Source organism: Pseudazoarcus pumilus, assembly GCF_002872475.1.
Lineage (GTDB): Bacteria > Pseudomonadota > Gammaproteobacteria > Burkholderiales > Rhodocyclaceae > Pseudazoarcus > Pseudazoarcus pumilus.
In genome coordinates this window covers 2,405,343-2,423,518 of the sequence record NZ_CP025682.1, presented here as the reverse complement: position 1 = coordinate 2,423,518, position 18,176 = coordinate 2,405,343, and the positions used below count along the sequence as shown (strand labels likewise).

The window sequence follows — 18,176 nt, the reverse complement described above, 5'->3', positions numbered from 1 at the left end:
CATGATCGATTGTCACGAAGACCAGGCGGCCGGCTTGCGCCGACTGTTCCGCCGTGCGCCGCCCAAGGTGGTGGCGCTGTACGCGGCCGGACGCGCGCGCGCGGCGATCGCGGTGCGCGCGGCCTACCGCGTCGCGCGGCTGGCCGAACGCGTGCTCATCCTCGACGAGGCGGGCGCCAGCGATGGTCTGGCCGCGACGCTGGGCCTGGCCGAGGGGCATGACCTGCTGGCGGTACTGGGCGAACACGTGCACGTGCCCGAACTGCTCCAGCCCGTGCCCGGTCTGGTCGGACGGGTGCCGGTGCGCGCGGCCGCACTCGCCCTGCCATTGCTCGACGAAGAGCGGCGCCTGGCGCTGGTCGCCGCACTGGCCGAACTGCACCGGCGCGCCGGGTTCGTGCTGGTGCATGCCGCCACCGATGCCGCGGCCGATCCCTCGCCCTTCGTCTTCGCCGCACCGCGCCGCATGCTGGTGGCCGAAGTCAGCCGCACGGGCGCGCTCGAAGCCTATGCACTGATCAAGGCACTGGCCGCCGCCGGAGCAGGCTCGCTGCATGTCGCCGTGGCGGATGCGCCAACACGAGCCGAGGCGGCGGCCTTCTTCGACAGCCTCGATGCGCTGGTGCGTCGCCATGTCGGCGTGCCGCTGGCCTGGCTGGGCGAGATCGAGCGCGACGATCTGGCCGGCGGCCTGGCGGCCGAGCCCGCGCTGTCCTCGCCGCGCGAGCCCGAGATGGCCTTTCTGCGCCGGCTCGCCGCGCTCGGGAGCGCGCACGCGAACGGAGCGCCGGGGAGCCGGGCGGCCTGAGGAATGCCGATATGCTGAGCTACGCGCGCAAAGTCATACCCCTGGCCGAGCAAAGCCGCAGCGCCGACGTGCATAATGGCGGCACTGGCCGAAGGAATACGCGGGCGCTCTGGATGTACGACTCCGAAGGAAATCCCGACAAGGGGCAACTGGTAGAACTGTACGCGCCGCTGGTCAAGCGCATCGCCTTTCACCTGATGGCGAAGCTGCCTTCCAGCGTCAACATCGACGATCTCATGCAAAACGGCATGATCGGGCTGCTCGATGCCGTCGATCGCTACGAGGACGGTGCGGCGCAGTTCGAGACCTACGCCTCGCAGCGCATCCGCGGCGCAATGCTCGACGGATTGCGCGAGGACGACTGGATGCCGCGTAGCCTGCGCCGCGACATGCGTCGCGTCGAGGCAGCGGTGCAGACGCTCGAACAGCGCTTCGGTCGGGCGCCCAACGAGACCGAACTGGCTGGCGAGATCGGCGTGCCGCTACCCGAATACCAGCAGATCCTGCAGGAGGCGCGCGGTCATCAGCTGGTGTATTTCGAGGACTTCAAGTCCGGCGAGGACGAGGACTTCTTCGAGCATCACGTCGTCGACCAGGATGCCGACCCGCTGGGGCTGCTCGAGGACGCGGATTTTCGCCGTGCGCTGGTGTCGGCCATCGGTGCGCTGCCCGAGCGCGAACAACTCGTCATGAGCCTGTACTACGACGAGGAACTGAACCTGCGCGAGATCGGCGAGGTGCTGGGCGTGACCGAGTCGCGTGTGTGCCAGCTGCACAGCCAGGCGGTGGCGCGACTGCGCGCCAACGTGTTCGGCGAGGGCGCACCGGCGCCGGCCAAACGGCGCGGCCGCCCGCCGCGCTCCAAGGGCTGAAGCGCGCCGATGTATCGCCCGCGAACCAACCGGGAGCGCGCCTGATGGATCGCATCAGCGTACTCGGCCTGATTCTGGGCGTCGCGGCGATCATCCTCGGGCAGATCGTCGAGGGCGGCCATGTCGCCTCGCTGCTGCAGCCGACCGCCTTTCTCATCGTGTTCGGCGGCACGCTCGGCGCCGTCATGCTGCAAAGCCCGCTGCACGTGTTCATCGACGGCATGCGCATGACGCGCTGGGTGTTCGTGCCGCCGCCCGAGCGCCGCGAGGAACTCATCGGCCATGCCGTGCAGTGGAGCTACACCGCGCGTCGCGACGGCTTGCTCGCGCTCGAGGGGCGCATCGAGGAGCAGGAGGACGCCTTCCTGCGTCGTGGCCTGCAGTTGCTCGTCGACGGCGTGGAGCCCGAGCGGCTGCGCGAACTGCTGACCATCGAGATCGACGCGGCCGAGGCGCGCATGAAGCAGAATGCGCGCATCTGGGAGGCGGCCGGCGGCTATTCGCCGACCATCGGCATCCTCGGCGCGGTGCTGGGCCTGATCCACGTCATGGAAAACCTCACCGATCCGTCCCGCCTGGGCGCGGGCATCGCCGTGGCCTTCGTCGCGACGATCTACGGGGTCGGTTTCGCGAACCTGGTGTTCCTGCCGATCTCGAAGAAGCTGGTGGCCCACGTCGGCCGCATCAGCAACGAGCGCGAGATGCTGGTCGATGCCCTGGTCGCCATCGCCAACGGCGAGAATCCGCGCATCGTCGAGAGCCGCATGCGCGGCTACGTCGCCTGAGCACGGAGGGGTCGATGCCACGTCGCCGCCGCAAGCCTGCCGACGATCACCACGAGAATCACGAGCGCTGGCTGGTGTCCTACGCCGACTTCATCACGCTGCTGTTCGCCTTCTTCGTCGTGATGTATTCGCTGTCCTCGGTCAACGAAGGCAAGTACCGGGTGCTGTCCGATTCGCTGCTCTCGGCCTTTCGCAGTGTCACCGTCAATCAGGCCAGCGAACAGGTCGTGGTCCCGCCCATCGTCGTGCCCGGCCGCCCGCAGCCGCCGGTGTCGAACACGCGACGCGAGCCGGGCAGCGGCGCCGGCAGCGAAGTCGAGCCCATCCGCCGCATGGCCGAGAGCATCCGGCGCGTGCTCGAGCCGCTCACCCGCAGCGGCCAGGTGAATGTCTCCGAAGGCGCGCACGGCATCACCGTCGAGGTCAACGCCAATGTGCTGTTCTCCGGCGGGGATGCGGCGCTCGACGAGGCCGGTCGCGAGCCGCTGCTGGCGGTCGCGGAAGTCTTCGCAGGCAGCGAGTTTCCGGTCACGATCGAGGGCCACACCGACGACCGCCCGATTTCCACACCACGCTTCCCCTCGAACTGGGAGCTTTCGGCTGCGCGCGCCTCGGCCGTGGTGCGCCTGTTCGAGGCCGCCGGTGTCGAGGCCGCACGCCTGTCGGCGATCGGCTATGCCGATCAGCGACCGATCACCGAGAACCTGACCGAAGAGGGGCGTGCCCGCAACCGGCGCGTGACGATCCGCCTGGACGCGATGTACAACGACCCGCCGCCGCGCGCACCCAGCACCATCCGCCCCAACGACCCGATGCGCGCGATTCTGCCGTAGGCCGGTGCGGGCGCAGCGAGGGCGGACGCTCCGCGCAAGGCTTGGGAGTGCGTGTCGGGTTTCGCCTGCGGCTCAACCCGACCTTGTATGTTGAAGGTGGCTGCCTGAGCAACTCGTAGGTCGCGACGAGCGCAGCGAGTGCGACATCCCCGCATCCAGGGCAGCGTCGGACTTCGCCTGCGGCTCACTCCGACCTTGTATGTTGAAGGTGACTGCCTGAGCAACTCGTAGGTCGCGACGAGCGCAGCGAGTGCGACGCACCAAGCTGACACATGCCACTGCGTCGGCCCTCGCTGCGCTCGCACCGACCTTGTATGTTGAAGGTGACTGCCTGAGCAGTCGATGTAGCCGATCACCGGGGAGGCCGTACCGACCCTGAGGCAGCGCGATGCTGACCTCGTATGTAGAGCGGCCCCCCGCCTCATTGCCGACTTCGAGGAGTATCCGAAAGCCAGCGCTGAGCTGGACTTTGCATCACAAGGTCGAAGTGGCAAAAAGTACGAGGTCGGGGAAGCCGGTGTTCACAGGTACCAAATCTTGCGCTGGAGGGAAAGCCCATGTGTGTGGTGGGAATCGATATTGCCGCCAAGAGTTTCGATCTGGTCGTACGCCGCAACGGCACCAATGCCAAGGTGCGCCGCTTTGAGCAAACCCCTGCGGGCCACGCCCAGGCTGCGGCGCATCTGAAGAAGCTCGCGCCCGAGCGGGTGGTCATGGAGGCGACCGGAGTGTATTTCGTGGATTTGGCTGTGGCCCTGCACGCGGCCGGCCTGCCGGTGAGCGTGATCAACCCGCGCAGCTTCAAGCACTTTGCCCAGATCAAACTCAAAGGCAGCAAGACCGATGCGATCGACGCGGCCTTGCTGGCCGAATACGCCCAGCGCATGGCGCCCGCGCTGTGGGTGCCGCCGGCGCCCGATCGGCTGGCCTTGCGCGATCTGGGCCGTCAAATCAACCGCCTGATCCACGCCCGCACCCAGGCCAAGAACCGCCTGCATGCGCTCCAGGCACGTCGAGACGTCTCCGCGCTACTGATCGACGATGAGCGCGAAGGCATCGAACAACTCGATGCGCGCATCGAGCGGCTCAAAGGCGCTGCGCAGCAACGCATCGAACAGTGCGCGCAACTGTCGGTGATGGCCCAGCACCTGCGTTGTGCCAAAGGGCTCGGTGCGGCCAGCACGCTGGCGATCCTGGCTGAGTTGTGCGTGTTGCCCACGCAGATGAACAGCGCGCAGGTCAGCTGCTTTGCCGGACTGGACGTGCGCCTGAACCAGTCGGGTAGCAGCGTGCACAGGCCCGGGCGCCTGTCCAAGGCCGGGAACGCCTATCTGCGCGCAGCCCTGTTCATGCCGGCCATGGTCGCCGTGCAATCGGACCCCAACGCCAAGGCCTTCTACGAAGCCTTGCTCGCCCGCGGCAAAAAACGCATCCAGGCCTTGTGTGCGCTCATGCGAAAAATGCTCACCGGAATCTGGGCGTGCATCCGCAATGGAACCCCGTTCGATTCGAGCCGACTGTTCAGCTGCGCTCAGACTCTTTTAAAGGCTTGACCGTCAACGGAGTATCTACAACAGCTATAGCAGTGAGATCTGCTTGAGGTTGCGCTGCAGCGCCGTGCCCTTTCGCGCGCGCTTGCCGCGCAGGGCCTCGAGCTGGGCCGGCTTGATTTCCAGTTCGGCTGCCTTGCCGCCGCGCCCGGCGCCGGCCACGATGAGCGGCGCGTCGTTCTCCGGCACAGCGACGGCGGCCATTGCTTCGTCCTTGTCCAGTCCCATCACGATCACGCCGCGCCCGCCGGCGGCGAGCACCTTCATTTCGTCGCGCGCGAACACCAGGATGCGGCCGTTCCCGGACACCGCGGCGATCCAGTCGCCGGCCACACGTGCCGGCTCGAGGATCCTCTCGCCCTTGTCCAGCGTCATGAAGGCCTTGCCGGCGCGCTGGCGGCTGACTGCATCCGAGAGTTTGCAGATGAAACCGTAGCCGCCCGAGTTTGCGAACAGCCACTGCGTGTCCGGCGCGGCCGAGACCGCGCGCGCGAGCTTGGCACCGTCCTGGAACTCGACCAGGGTGGTGATCGGATTGCCGTCGCCGCGCCCGCCGGGCAGTTCCGATACACGCACGGTATAGGCGCGACCCTTGGTGTCGATCACCACCAGGGGCCACACTGTACGTGTCTCGATCACCGCGAAGGCATGGTCGCCCGCCTTGTACGAGATCGTCGCCGGGTCGATGCCATGGCCCTGGCGTGAGCGCACCCAACCGTTGTGCGAGATCACCACCGTCACCGGCTCGTCGGGCACGCTGATCTCGGCCGGCGCGACGGCCGCCACGGGCTCGATCAGCGTGCGGCGTGCGTCGCCGAACTTCTTCGCATCGTCGCGGATTTCCTTGACGATGAGCCGCGTCATCGCCGCGGTGTTGTCGAGCAGATGCTGCAGGCCTTCGCGTTCCTCGCGCAGTGTGGCCAGTTCGCGCTCGATGCGGATGCCTTCGAGGCGCGCGAGCTGGCGCAGGCGGATCTCGAGGATGTCCTCGGCCTGCGTCTCGCTCAGGCCGAAGGCCTCGATCAGCGCCGGTTTGGGCTCGTCGGATTCGCGGATCACGCGGATTACTTCCTCGATGTTGAGGTAGGCGATCATGCGCCCTTCGAGGATGTGGATGCGCCGATCCACTTCGTCCAGACGATGACGCGTGCGGCGCTCGACCGTGACGTGGCGGAAGTCGATCCACTCGCGCAGCACCTGCACCAGGTTCTTCTGCTGTGGGCGTCCGTCGCGCCCGATCATCGTCATGTTGATCGAGCTGGTGGTCTCCAGCGCGGTGTGCGCGAGCAGCACGGCCATGAATTCGTCGCGCGGAATGCGGCTGGAGCGTGGCTCGAGCACGATGCGCACGGATGCCTTGTCGCTGGATTCGTCGCGCACGGATTCGAGCGCGCCGAGCACGAGCTGCTTGAGCTGCTTCTGCTCCTGCGTGACGTCCTTCTTGCCCGAGCGCGGCTGCGGGTTGGTCAGCGTCTCGATCTCGGAGAGCACCTGAGCGGTCGACACGCCCGGCGGCAACTCGTCGACGATCACGCGCCACTGCCCGCGCGCGAGTTCCTCGAAACGCCAGCGCGCGCGCAGGCGCAGGGAGCCGCGCCCGCTCGCGTAGGCTTCGCGCACCACCTCCGGCGAGGAAATGAGTTGCCCGCCGCCCGGGAAGTCCGGTCCGGGCAGCAGCGGCAGGATCTCGTCGAGCCCGGCCCTGGGGTTGCGGATCAGCGCAACCGTGGCTTCGGCGACCTCGGCGAGGTTGTGCGGCGGGATCTCGGTGGCCATCCCCACGGCGATGCCCGAGGCGCCGTTGAGCAGCACGAAAGGCAGGCGCGCGGGCAGGAACTGCGGTTCGTGGAAGGCGCCGTCGTAGTTGGGCAGGAAGTCCACCGTGCCGCGGTCGATCTCGGACAGCAGCAGCTCGGCGATCGGCGTCAGCCGGCACTCGGTATAGCGCATCGCCGCGGCCGAATCACCGTCGCGCGAGCCGAAGTTGCCCTGGCCGTCGACCAGCGGATAGCGCAGGGAGAAGTCCTGCGCCACGCGCACCATCGCGTCGTACACCGACGAGTCACCGTGCGGGTGGTACTTGCCGATCACGTCGCCGACCACGCGAGCCGATTTCACGTGCTTGGACGTGGCCGACAAGCGCATCTCGTTCATCGCGAACAGGATGCGGCGCTGCACCGGCTTGAGCCCGTCCTCGACCTGCGGCAGGGCGCGCGAGCGCACCACGCTCATCGCATAAGCGAGATAGGCGCGCTCGGCGAACTGGTCCAGCGGCAGCGCGTCGTCGCCGAGTTCATCCGGCGGCGGATTTATGGGCGGGGCAGGGGGCGGATGGTCGAGGAGGTCGTCGGTGTGGTCGGTCATGTGCTCGTCGAGATCGGGGCGACAGATTCGTCGTCAGGGCAGGAAGTCTTCGCGCGGGGCCTGTTCCGGTTGTTCGCGTTCGATCGTGAAGCCCGGTTCGAACGGATGAATTCCGGCCAACACATCGGCCAGAGCATCCCTCGCCTTTGCGGTGTCGAAGTCTCCCTGCAGGTTGAGCCAGCTTTGCGCGTCCGTACCGAAGAAGGCGGCCAGTCGGAGCGCAGTGTCTGCGGTGATTGCGCGCTTGCCCGCCACGATCTCGCCGATCCGCCGCGGCGGAACGCCGATTTCCTTGGCCAGCCGGTACTGGCTGATGCCCATGGGCTTCAGGAAGTCTTCAAGCAGGATTTCGCCCGGGTGCGGGTAGGGAAGTTGTCGCGCCATGTTTGCCTCCTTCAGTGGTAATCGACGATCTCGACATCGGTCGCCCGCCCCGAAGCGAAGCCGAAGCAGATTCGCCACTGATCGTTGATGCGGATGCTCCACATGCCGGCGCGATCGCCGGCGAGTTTTTCGAGACGGTTGCCTGGCGGGACACGCAAAAAATCCAGCGATGTGGCGGCGTTCAGTTGCGCCAGCTTGCGCAGCGCGACGCTCTGGATGTTCGCGAAACGGGCAACCCGATGTCCTTCGAAAAGCTTGCGGGTGTCGTCGCAGGCAAAGGACGTGATCACGTCGAGATATTAACGTTCCGCGTTATTAACGTAAAGCGTTATGGTCCGGTCGCGGTTGGTTGGCGCACTTGAAATATAGAGGGTGTGTGTACGCCATTTCAGACATCCGCCTCCACGCTGTCGCCCTTGGCCTCCATCCACGCGCGGCGGCCGGCGGCTTCGCCCTTGCCCATCAGAAGCGTGAACATCTTGAGCGTGTCGTCGAGCGCGCCGGGGCGTACGCGCACCGGCTGTACGCGGCGCGTGGCCGGGTCCATGGTGGTCTCGCGCAACTGTTCCGGGTTCATCTCGCCCAGGCCCTTGAAGCGGCCGGTTTCGAGCGCGTCGGCACGAAAACCTTCCTGCGCGAGGCGGTCGCGGGTTGCCGTCAGCTCCCCGTCGTCGAGCGCGTACAGGCGGCGTGCCGGGCGCTTTTTCCCCTGAGCCGGCACGTCGATGCGGTACAGCGGCGGCTGCGCCACGTGCACGTGGCCGCGTTCGATGAGCTTGGGAAAGTGGCGGAAGAACAGTGTCAGCAGCAGGGTCTGGATGTGGGCGCCGTCGACGTCGGCATCCGACATGATGATGATCTTGCCGTAGCGCAGGCCGGACAGGTCCGGCTCGCTGTCCGCGCTGTGGGCGTCGACGCCGAGTGCCACCGCGATGTCGTGGATCTCGTTGTTCGCGAGCAGGCGGTCGGGGTCGATCTCCCAGGCGTTCTGCACCTTGCCGCGCAACGGCAGGATGGCCTGGGTTTCCTTGTTGCGCGCCATCTTGGCGGAGCCGCCGGCCGAGTCGCCCTCGACCAGAAACAGCTCGTTCTCGGTGATGTCCTCGGATTCGCAGTCGGAGAGCTTGCCGGGCAGTACGGCCACGCCGGAGGTCTTGCGCTTCTCGACCTTCTGCGCGCTCTTCTGCCGCGCCATGGCCTGGCGGATGGACAGCTCTGCGATGGCGCGCCCGGCCTCGACGTGGTTGTTGAGCCAGATCTCGAAGGGGTCGCGGATGCGCCCCGATACCAGCTTGACCGCCTCGCGCGAATTGAGCTTCTCCTTCACCTGGCCCTGGAACTGCGGATCGAGCAGGCGTGCCGAGAGCACGTAGCTCATGCGGGAGCACACGTCCTCCTGCTGCAGTTTGACGCCGCGCGGCAGCAGTGCGTGGTGTTCGATGAAGGACTTGATCGCCTCGAACACGCCAGCGCGCAGTCCAGATTCATGCGTGCCGCCGGCCACCGTCGGGATCAGGTTCACATAGGATTCGCCCGGTACGGTGTGTTCGAACCAGGCCAGTGCCCAGGCCGCACCTTCGCCGGGAGCGTAGGCGAGGTCGTCGGCATCGGCGTAGCTCTCGCCCGCGAAAATTGGCGCGACCGGCTCCAGATCCCCGGCCAGTTCGCGCAGGTAGCCGGGCAGCCCGTCCGGATAGCTCCAGGTCTTGGTGTGCGCCGGTCCGTCGGCCTGTTCGGTGTCCAGGCGTACTGAAACCCCGGGCAGCAGCACGGCCTTGCTGCGCAGCAGGCGCTCGAGCTCGGGCAGCGGGACGCGCGGGGAGTCGAAGTACTTCGCGTCGGGCCACACGCGTACGCGCGTGCCGGTCTGGCGCCCGCATTCTCCCTCGATGCGGATCTCGCTGATGCGCTCGCCGCCGTCGGAGAAGTCGATGCGATGGATCTTGCCGTCGCGTCGCACCTCGACCTCGATGCGCGTGGCCAGCGCGTTGGTCACGGCCACGCCGACGCCGTGCAGGCCGCCCGAGAAGGCGTAGGCGCTGTTGCCTTCGCGCTTGTCGAACTTTCCGCCGGCGTGCAATCGCGTGTAGGCGAGCACCACCACCGGTACGCCTTCTTCAGGATGCATGCCGACCGGAATGCCGCGGCCGTCGTCGACCACCGAGATCGAGCCGTCCAGATGCAGCGTGACATGGATCTTCCTGGCGAAGCCGCCCAGCGCCTCGTCGGCCGCGTTGTCCACGACTTCCTGGATGACGTGGGCGGGCGAGTCGGTGCGGGTGTACATGCCGGGGCGCTCGCGCACCGGCTCCAGTCCCTTGAGGACGCGGAACGAGGATTCGTCGTAGTTCTTGGAGGACATGCTGCGGCTGTGCTCGGTCATGTGGCGGATGGCGCACAAGCATACCTGCCGGTCGGCAGCGCGCCTACCGGTGAAACACGAGCGGAGAAAATTCAGGCGCTGCCCAGATGGCGGCCGCGGCCGGTGGGGCGGGCCGTGCCTTCGGCGTCGTACAGCGCGGGCTGATCGGCAGCAGCGAGCAGCACGCTCAGCGCAGCCTGGTTGTTCTGCATGCGCTCGACGATGAGCTTGCCGTTGATCTCGTTGAGTGCGCGCACGTCGGCACCGACTTCCAGCACGCGGTTCCAGCGCGCGAGCGTGTCGGGCAGGTCGGCGCACAGTGTGTGCACGGCTTCCGACGAGGGGGTGTGGCCAAGCTGGCCGAGTAGCATGGACAGCGCGTCGTGCTGGCGCTGCAGTTGCCGGTGCAGTTCCGACTTGCGGGTGGTCAGCGCCATCAGCGCGTCGGTGTCGCCGGCGATGAGCAGTTCCTGTTCGCGGCGCAGCAGGTCCTGAAAGCGCTCGAGCAGCGTCAGCTCGGCCTCGACGGCCTGCGCGAGTCGGGGGCGCGCGGCCGCGTTGCTCACTTCGCGTTGCCCAGCATCTCGCGCACGCTGTCGATCAGTCCGTCGGCGATGCGCTCGGGGTCGATGCGGAAACGGCCTTCGCTGATGGCCTGGCGGATTTCGTCCACGCGTGCGCTGTCGACCGCAGGGGTCGAGGCCATTGCGGATTCGGCCCTGACGAGGCTGGACGACAGCGGCGACAGTTCCACCTTGTCGCCACCGCTGCCGCCTGCGGTCGGCGGGGTCTTGCCGGCGGGCGGGTTCGGTTTGTCCGACGTCTGCGGTGTCGGCAGGCCCTTGTTTGTACCTTCGATCTTCACGGTCTGGCTCCGGTGTCGAGTCCCTTCGATGGACTCCTGAAGGAGTGAACGGCAGCGTACGTCAAAACTTTAACGCATTCCTGCAGGGGCCGATCCGGCGCACCCCGGTGGCGGGCGCGGCATCCTTCGGGATGATCGCATTTTCGCTTCAGAAGCGCATCTCCACGATGCCGCCGGCGCGCGCCACACCGGTGACGATCTGCCCGTTGGCCAGGCGCACACGCACCGATTCGCCGTCGCCCGCGCGATTCAGCGCGCGGCCTTCGCCCGAGATGGCGAAACCCGTACCGCTGCCGACGACCCGCACGGTTTGACCGCGGTCGACCGCCGGGGGCAGACGCAGCATGTCGGCACGCAATGGCTGGCCGGCGGCGACCGACTGTGCGGCGTGCACGCCGATCGCGCGCGAGGGGTCGGTGATCGTATTGGCGGCCTGCGCCGTGAGGTCGCCGCGCTCCAGGTGGATGTCGTCGGGGCCGACGATCTGGCCGCGCCGGAGCGCCTGACGGGTTACCACGTACTCGGTCATTACACGCACGCGCGCGGGCAGGTAGACGGTCCACACCACCGGCGAAGTGCATCGCACGCCAACATTGATCTGGCCCCATGCCCGCACGCCCGACGGCAGAAATGCTTCGAGTTGCGCGCATTGGGGCAGACGGTTGGCTGGATCGAGGTCGCCGACCTCGACTTCGATCTGTCCGGGAAGGCCGGCCGCTTCGCGTTCGAGAAGCGCGCGCGCAGCACTCTCCACCGGGGCGGCGGGCTGTTGTGCCATGGCGGCGGCGCAGCTGGCGAGCAGCACGAGTGCGCTGGCGTGCTTGAAAAGGTCAGCGATGGGCGTCATGGACGGCATTGCATCACGCCCGACGGACGCGGGCAAGGCGTGCCTGTCACGGGGCCGACCGGCAATGGGCGTTGCCGGCAAAGTCTGCCGGCTCGCCGGCATGCGCATCCGCCGTGCCGGCGAAAATGGCCGGAAAAGCCGCCGCTTATCGCCGCAACGGCGGCGTTGTGCGGGGCATACGATGCTGGCACGAAAGCTGCAATAGGGCAGTTGTTCGCGGCGTCGGCATTCAGGCCACGGACCGCAACCGCAAGAGGTGAAGCATGAAGGCCCGACTCGAGGAAGCTTTGCAGTTCCACCAGAGCGCCCTGAATCTGCAGGCGCGGCGTCAGGAAATGCTGGCGTCGAATATCGCCAACGCCGACACGCCGAACTACAAGGCGCGCGACATCGATTTTCGCAGCGCACTGGCCGCGCAACTCGGTCGACCCGGCGAGGGCATGGCCCTGGCGCAGACCTCGGCCGGTCATCTGCCGACGGGAGGGGCTCAAGGCTTCGAGGGTTACGTCGGCTATCGCCAGGAACTGCAGTCGAGTGCCGACGGCAATACCGTGAACATGGACGTCGAGCGTGCCGCCTTTGCCGAGAACGCGTTGCACTACGAGGCCAGCCTGACCTTCATCAACGGGCTGCTCTCGGGCATGCGCACGGCAATCACCGGCGGACAGTGAGGGGCTGAACCATGAGCATGTTCGACGTCTTCAATATTGCCGGATCCGCGCTCAATGCGCAGTCGTTGCGCCTGAATACGACGGCTTCCAACCTCGCCAACGCCGACAGCGTGGTCGGCGAGGATGGTCAGCCCTATCGCGCCAAGCAGGTGGTGTTCGAGGCTGTGCCGGTCGGAAAGTCCGAGGGGCGCGGCGTGCGCGTCACGCAGGTGGTGGAGAGTGCCGCGCCCATGCGCCTGGTCTACGACCCGGCCAATCCGGCCGCCAACGGCGAGGGCTATGTGGAAATGCCCAACGTGAACGTGGTCGAGGAGATGGTCAACATGATCTCCGCGTCGCGTTCCTACCAGAACAACGTCGAGGTCATGAATACGGCCAAGACGCTATTGCAGCGCACGCTGACCATCGGTCAGTGAAGAACGAGATGAGGAAACCGCGATGAGTGTCGTGAGCGAAACCCAGAACGTCTATAGCGGGCTGGCCCGTTCCGAGCAGGCGACGGCGAAAAAGGGCGAGGGCGACACGCAGTCGCGCTTTCTGACCCTGCTCACCACCCAGCTCAAGAACCAGGACCCCATGAACCCGCTGGAGAACGCCGAGGTCACCTCGCAGCTCGCGCAGATGAGCACCGTGGACGGCATCGAACGACTCAACGGCCTGTTCCGTCAGATGCTCGCCGGTCAGGATTCGGCCGAGGCCATGCAGGCCGCGGCGCTGGTTGGTCGCGGCGTACTCGTCGAGGGCAAGAACATGGTGCTCACCGAGGCCGGTGGCGTCGGTGGCTTCGAGGTGCCGGCCGGCGCCGAGCGCGTGACGCTGACGATCAAGGATGCATCCGGTCTCGAGGTGGCCAAGATCGATCTCGAGGACATCGAGCCGGGTAGCCACAACTACGTCTGGGACGGCACGGCGATTGACGGTTCGGCGGCGGCACCGGGCATGTACAGCGTGTCCATTGCAGCCAGCACCGGTGGCGAGAAGGTCGACGCCCGCACGCTGCAGTTCGGCCAGGTCACCGGCATCGTGCGCGGACCGAACAGCACCGACCTGCAGGTCGGCTCGCTGGGCATCTTCCAGTTCGACGACATCAAGCAGATTCTCTGACGGAGCGACATCATGGGTTTTCAACAGGGTTTGAGCGGGCTGGCTTCATCTTCCCGGGCGATCGATGTCGTCAGCAACAACATCGCGAACTCCGCCACGGTGGGCTTCAAGTCGAGTTCGGCGGTGTTCGCTGATCTGTACGCGGCCTCGCTGCAGGGCTCGGCCGGCAACGTCCAGTCGGGTATCGGCAGTCTGGTCACGGCGGTGCGCCAGAATTTCAGCGCGGGTGGCACGACCACCACCAACAATCCGCTCGACATGGCGATCAACGGCAACGGTTTCTTCGAGATCTCGCTGCGCGACGGCACGCGGGCGCTCACGCGCAACGGCCAGTTCGACATCGATTCGGAAGGGTTCATCGTCACCTCGGTGGGCGATCGCCTGCTCGGCTATCAGGCCGATGCCGTGACCGGCGACCTGCAGATCAACGACGCGACCTTCGGCGAACTGCGTCTGCCGCCGGGTGGCGTGCCGGCACAGGCCACGACCAGTGTCGGCGCATCGGTGAACCTCGATTCGGACTCGCCGGTGCCAGCGGTGACGCCGCTCGATATCGCCGATCCGGAGTCCTACAACTTCACCACCTCGACGCGCATCTTCGACAGCTTCGGTGGCGAACACACGATGTCGTTCTACTTCGTCAAGACCGCCAACCCGCGTGAGTGGGAAGTTCACACCAGCATCGACGGCGCGCCGCCTGCCGGTGCCCCCGAAGTGATTGAGTTCGACACCAACGGGGTGCTGACCACCGGAGGCACGTATGACGTTCTCGGTATCGACTTCGGCAACGACTCGGAAATCCTCAACATCGCCGTCGATCTGACCGAATCGACGCAATACGGCACGCCCTCGGTGGTTCGTGACCTGCAGCAGGACGGCTATGCCGCCGGCGAGATCATCGCGGTCTCGGTCGACAAGAGCGGGGTAATCCAGGGCCGTTACACCAATGGCCGTACCGTGCCGATCGGCGCCGTGTCGCTGGCGACGGTGCGCAATCCCAATGGTCTGGTGTCGCTCGGCAACAACCTGTGGGCCGAATCCGCCGAGTCGGGTCAGGCCGTGCGCGGGCAGGCAGGTACCGGTCTGAACGGTGTGATCTCGTCCGGTCAGGTCGAAGATTCCAACGTCGACCTCACGCAGGAACTGGTGCAGCTGATCATCATGCAGCGCAACTACCAGGCCAACGCCCAATCGATCCGCACGCAGGACCAGTTGCTGCAGACCGTGACCAACCTGAGATAAGCGTCGTCGCCTGCGGCGCATGCGCCGCAGGCGAGTGGAGAACGTCATGGATCGCCTGATCTACACCGCGATGACCGGGGCCAAGGGCACGCTGGACCAGCAGTCCGCCGTGGCCAACAACCTCGCCAATGCCAACTCCACCGGTTTTCGCTCCGAGATGCATCGCTTGCGCGCGGTCGAACTGCAAAGCGAGGCGCTGCGCACCCGCGCCTTCGCGGTGGATGCCAGCGTGGCCAGCAATTTCACGCCGGGGCCTTTGCAGCATACGGGACGCAGTTTCGATGCCGCGATCGAGGGCAAGGGCTGGTTCGCCGTGCAGGCCCCGAACGGTGGCGAGGCGTACACGCGAGACGGCAGCTTCGAGACCAGCGCCAACGGCACCCTGCAGACGCGCAATGGCCTGCCGCTGATCGGCGAGGCAGGGCCGATCGCGATTCCGCCGGACAGCGAGGTCACGATTGGACGCGACGGTACGGTCTCGGTGATCGAGCCCGGCGCGAACGGCGTCGTCAACATCGTCGACCGGCTCAAGCTGGTCAACCCGCCCGAGCAGGATCTCAGACGCGGCGACGACGGTCTGTTTCGCACCGCGAATGGCGAGCCGGCGCCACTCGACGAGAACGTGCAGGTCGCAGGTGGCTATGTCGAAGGCAGCAACGTCAACGTCGTCGACCAGCTCGTGACGATGATCTCGCTGGCACGACAGTTCGAGATGCAGACACGCATGCTGCAGACCGCACAGACCAACGACGAGGCCGCCACGCGGGTTCTGTCGCGCTGACGCGGCTGCGATAAGAGACGCTTTCGCGGCCTTGTTCGCCGCTTCGCGCGGCGCACGCTCCGCGTACTCTGGCCTCGTCGGGGCAGCCCGTGCGCCGCCCGCAACAGGAGTCACTGCAATGATCCGCTCGCTCTGGACCGCCCGCACCGGGCTCGACGCCCAGCAGACCCAGCTCGACGTCATCTCCAACAACCTCGCCAACGTCGCGACCAACGGCTACAAGCGCTCGCGCGCGGTGTTCGAGGATCTGCTCTACCAGACCATGCGTCAGCCCGGCGGACAGCAGACGCAGATCAATCAGATCTCCAGCGGACTGCAGGTGGGCACGGGCGTACGCGCCGTGGCCACCGAGAAGATCTTTACCCAGGGCAGTCTGCAACAGACCGGAAACTCACTGGATGTCGCCATCCAGGGCAACGGCTTCTTCCAGATCGAACAGCCCGACGGCACGCTGGCCTACACGCGCGACGGGGCCTTCCAGCTCGATAACCAGGGCAACATGGTTACGGCCAGTGGCTACCTGCTCGCCGACAACATCAATATTCCGCAGGATGCGCTGTCGATCACCATCGGCAAGGACGGCACGGTCAGCGTGTTGCAGGCTGGCGCGGTGCAGCCGGTCGAGGTCGGCGCGATCCAGGTTGCGACCTTCGTCAATACCGGCGGCCTGCAGAACATCGGCGAGAACCTGTTCATCGAAACCGCATCGAGCGGTATCGCCACGCCGAATCAGCCGGGCACCAACGGTGCGGGTGTACTCAACCAGGGCTATGTCGAGGCCTCCAACGTCAACGTCGCCGAAGAGCTGGTGAGCATGATCGTCACCCAGCGCGCCTACGAACTCAATTCCCGTGCGATCCAGACCTCGGATCAGATGCTGGGCCGGCTGACCCAGTTGTGAGCGTTTTCATGATGGCCTTCTTGCGTTTCCTCCCCGCTCTGGCTGCACTGTGGCTCGCCGCCTGTGCCCAGCCCTACACGGTGCCGCCAACGGCGGTGCACCAGCCGATGAGCGTGCGCCCGGATTTGCGCGGAGAGGCGACGATGGCGACCGGTGCGATCTATCGCGCGGCGCATACCCGGCCGCTGTTCGAAGACCGGCGCGCGCGCCATCCCGGCGACACGCTGACGATCAATCTGGTCGAACGCACCACGGCGCAGAAGAGTTCCAACGCCACCGCCGACCGGTCGTCCTCGCTGACCGCCGGCATCGCCGCACTGGGCAATGCTTCCGCCTCGTCGCTTGGGCGTTTCAGCGTCGAGGCCGGCGCCGAGTCCGGCTTCGCCGGGCAGGGCGGTGCGGCCGCCAACAACGCCTTCAACGGCACCATTACCGTGACCGTCATCGACGTCTTCCCCAACGGAAACCTGCTGGTCTCGGGCGAGAAGCAGGTGGCGATCAATCAGGGAGACGAGTTCATCCGCTTCTCCGGGGTGGTCAACCCCAATACCGTGACCACCTCCAACACCGTGCAGTCGACGCAGGTGGCCGACGCGCGCATCGAATACAAGGGCAGCGGCTTCATCGACGAGTCGCAGCGCATGGGCTGGCTGCAGCGGTTCCTGCTGGCCTTCTTCCCGTTCTGACGGAGCACCCGGCATGAAACGCATCTGGATCATTACGGTCGTGATCGCCGCGCTGCTCGCGCCGCTGGCGACGGCTGCGGCCGAACGCATCAAGGATCTGACCTCGATTGCCGGCGTACGCAGCAACCAGCTCGTCGGCTACGGTCTGGTGGTGGGTCTGGACGGCAGCGGCGACCAGACCACGCAGACGCCGTTTACCGTGCAGAGCATCATCAACATGCTCGGCAACATGGGCGTGACGCTGCCGCCGGGGACCAATCTGCAGCTCAAGAACGTGGCGGCGGTGATGGTCACCGCCAGCCTTCCCGCATTCGCGCGCCCAGGGCAGAACATCGACGTGACGGTCTCGTCGATGGGCAACGCCAAGAGTCTGCGCGGCGGCACCCTGGTGATGACGCCGCTCAAGGGCGTGGACGGGCAGGTGTATGCGATTGCCCAGGGCAACGTCGTGGTCGGTGGCGCGGGTGCCTCGGCGCCGGGCGCGTCGCAGGTGATCAACCATCTGTCCGCCGGTCGGGTGCCCGCAGGCGCGACGGTGGAGCGCGCGGTGGCGAGCAGTCTCGGACAGGGCGAGTTCGTCACCTTCGAACTCAAGGACACCGACTTCGGTACGGCCCGGCGCGTGGTCGACGCGATCAATCTCGCCGCCGGCGATGGCGCGGCCACGGCGCTCGACGGGCGCACGATCCGCGTGCGTGCGCCGCTCGATTCGACCGAGCGCGTGGCCTTCATCGGGCGACTCGAGAGCCTGCAGGTCACCCCCGAACAGCAGGTGGCCAAGGTCATCGTCAATTCGCGCACCGGCTCGGTGGTGATGAACCAGCGCGTGACGCTGCAGAACGTGGCCGTTGCGCATGGCAACCTGACGGTGACGATTGGCACGGACGTCGGCGTGATTCAGCCTCCGCCCTTCACCGACGCCGACACCGTCATCGTCGAGCAGGGCAACGTCGACATCGAGCAGGCGCCGTCGACGATCTTCAACGTGGCCGAATCGGCGAGTCTGTCTGAGGTCGTCAACGCCCTCAACGCGATCGGCGCCACGCCCATGGATCTGGTCAGCATCCTGCAGGCCATGAAGGCGGCCGGGGCGCTACGGGCCGAGCTCGAGGTCATTTGAT

The 18,176-nt window shown here is 66.5% G+C and carries 20 protein-coding genes; 13 read left to right on the top strand and 7 right to left on the bottom strand.

From position 1 onward, the window contains the following. Position 1 precedes the first annotated feature (1 nt). The 5 genes from C0099_RS11870 to C0099_RS11850 all read left to right on the top strand — a co-directional run bounded on the left by C0099_RS11870 (position 2) and on the right by C0099_RS11850 (position 4,851). Entirely contained in the window at positions 2-808 is an 807-nt protein-coding gene (locus tag C0099_RS11870; protein WP_102247613.1) for a flagellar FleN, read from the top strand. 113 nt (positions 809-921) lie between these two features. Then, on the top strand, positions 922-1,680 hold the full coding sequence (locus C0099_RS11865; protein WP_102247612.1) for an RNA polymerase sigma factor FliA: 759 nt from the start codon (positions 922-924) through the stop codon (positions 1,678-1,680). 44 nt (positions 1,681-1,724) lie between these two features. Then, the gene (locus C0099_RS11860) at positions 1,725-2,465 is read left to right on the top strand and encodes a flagellar motor protein (protein ID WP_102247611.1); all 741 of its coding nucleotides are present in this window, start codon (positions 1,725-1,727) and stop codon (positions 2,463-2,465) included. A 14-nt stretch (positions 2,466-2,479) separates the two neighbouring features. Beyond that, positions 2,480-3,298 (top strand): flagellar motor protein MotD, encoded by an 819-nt coding sequence (gene motD / locus C0099_RS11855; RefSeq protein ID WP_102247610.1) that lies wholly within the window; start codon positions 2,480-2,482, stop codon positions 3,296-3,298. Between the two features lie 557 nt (positions 3,299-3,855). Then, positions 3,856-4,851: an IS110 family RNA-guided transposase gene (locus tag C0099_RS11850; RefSeq protein WP_102247609.1), complete on the top strand. Its 996-nt coding sequence runs from the start codon at positions 3,856-3,858 to the stop codon at positions 4,849-4,851. Positions 4,852-4,875: 24 nt separating this feature from the next. Here C0099_RS11850 and parC read toward each other — a convergent pair whose 3' ends face one another. The 7 genes from parC to flgA all read right to left on the bottom strand — a co-directional run bounded on the left by parC (position 4,876) and on the right by flgA (position 11,670). Beyond that, entirely contained in the window at positions 4,876-7,212 is a 2,337-nt protein-coding gene (parC, locus tag C0099_RS11845) for a DNA topoisomerase IV subunit A (protein ID WP_102247608.1), read from the bottom strand. A 33-nt stretch (positions 7,213-7,245) separates the two neighbouring features. Continuing rightward, entirely contained in the window at positions 7,246-7,596 is a 351-nt protein-coding gene (locus C0099_RS11840) for a HigA family addiction module antitoxin (protein WP_102247607.1), read from the bottom strand. Between the two features lie 11 nt (positions 7,597-7,607). After that, positions 7,608-7,886: a type II toxin-antitoxin system RelE/ParE family toxin gene (locus tag C0099_RS11835; protein WP_102247606.1), complete on the bottom strand. Its 279-nt coding sequence runs from the start codon at positions 7,884-7,886 to the stop codon at positions 7,608-7,610. 98 nt (positions 7,887-7,984) lie between these two features. Beyond that, positions 7,985-9,958, bottom strand: a complete 1,974-nt coding sequence (locus tag C0099_RS11830) for a DNA topoisomerase IV subunit B (protein WP_102248491.1) — start codon at positions 9,956-9,958, stop codon at positions 7,985-7,987. Between the two features lie 92 nt (positions 9,959-10,050). Beyond that, complete coding sequence (locus tag C0099_RS11825) at positions 10,051-10,524, bottom strand: flagella synthesis protein FlgN (RefSeq protein WP_102247605.1); 474 nt, start codon at positions 10,522-10,524, stop codon at positions 10,051-10,053. Next, positions 10,521-10,823, bottom strand: coding sequence for a flagellar biosynthesis anti-sigma factor FlgM (gene flgM / locus C0099_RS11820; protein ID WP_102247604.1), 303 nt, complete (start codon positions 10,821-10,823; stop codon positions 10,521-10,523). Before flgM ends, C0099_RS11825 begins: the two co-directional genes overlap by 4 nt. A gap of 148 nt (positions 10,824-10,971) precedes the next feature. Beyond that, positions 10,972-11,670, bottom strand: coding sequence for a flagellar basal body P-ring formation chaperone FlgA (gene flgA, locus C0099_RS11815; RefSeq protein ID WP_102248490.1), 699 nt, complete (start codon positions 11,668-11,670; stop codon positions 10,972-10,974). A gap of 263 nt (positions 11,671-11,933) precedes the next feature. Here flgA and flgB point away from each other — a divergent pair, with 263 nt between their 5' ends. The 8 genes from flgB (at position 11,934) to C0099_RS11775 (ending at position 18,175) form a co-directional block, all read left to right on the top strand. Further along, positions 11,934-12,341 (top strand): flagellar basal body rod protein FlgB, encoded by a 408-nt coding sequence (flgB, locus tag C0099_RS11810; protein ID WP_102247603.1) that lies wholly within the window; start codon positions 11,934-11,936, stop codon positions 12,339-12,341. Between the two features lie 11 nt (positions 12,342-12,352). Continuing rightward, positions 12,353-12,757, top strand: a complete 405-nt coding sequence (gene flgC / locus C0099_RS11805; RefSeq protein WP_102247602.1) for a flagellar basal body rod protein FlgC — start codon at positions 12,353-12,355, stop codon at positions 12,755-12,757. 22 nt (positions 12,758-12,779) lie between these two features. After that, positions 12,780-13,445: a flagellar hook assembly protein FlgD gene (locus C0099_RS11800; protein WP_102247601.1), complete on the top strand. Its 666-nt coding sequence runs from the start codon at positions 12,780-12,782 to the stop codon at positions 13,443-13,445. A 12-nt stretch (positions 13,446-13,457) separates the two neighbouring features. Next, positions 13,458-14,687: a flagellar hook protein FlgE gene (gene flgE, locus C0099_RS11795; RefSeq protein WP_102247600.1), complete on the top strand. Its 1,230-nt coding sequence runs from the start codon at positions 13,458-13,460 to the stop codon at positions 14,685-14,687. A 46-nt stretch (positions 14,688-14,733) separates the two neighbouring features. Then, a complete protein-coding gene (flgF, locus tag C0099_RS11790) occupies positions 14,734-15,468 on the top strand; it encodes a flagellar basal-body rod protein FlgF (RefSeq protein WP_102247599.1) in 735 nt (244 codons plus the stop codon). A gap of 118 nt (positions 15,469-15,586) precedes the next feature. Beyond that, positions 15,587-16,369: a flagellar basal-body rod protein FlgG gene (flgG, locus tag C0099_RS11785; protein WP_102247598.1), complete on the top strand. Its 783-nt coding sequence runs from the start codon at positions 15,587-15,589 to the stop codon at positions 16,367-16,369. Between the two features lie 11 nt (positions 16,370-16,380). Then, positions 16,381-17,055: a flagellar basal body L-ring protein FlgH gene (locus tag C0099_RS11780; RefSeq protein WP_102248489.1), complete on the top strand. Its 675-nt coding sequence runs from the start codon at positions 16,381-16,383 to the stop codon at positions 17,053-17,055. 13 nt (positions 17,056-17,068) lie between these two features. After that, positions 17,069-18,175 carry a flagellar basal body P-ring protein FlgI gene (locus C0099_RS11775; RefSeq protein ID WP_102247597.1) on the top strand — a complete coding sequence of 369 codons (1,107 nt, stop codon included), beginning with the start codon at positions 17,069-17,071 and terminating at the stop codon, positions 18,173-18,175. Position 18,176: the final 1 nt, after the last annotated feature.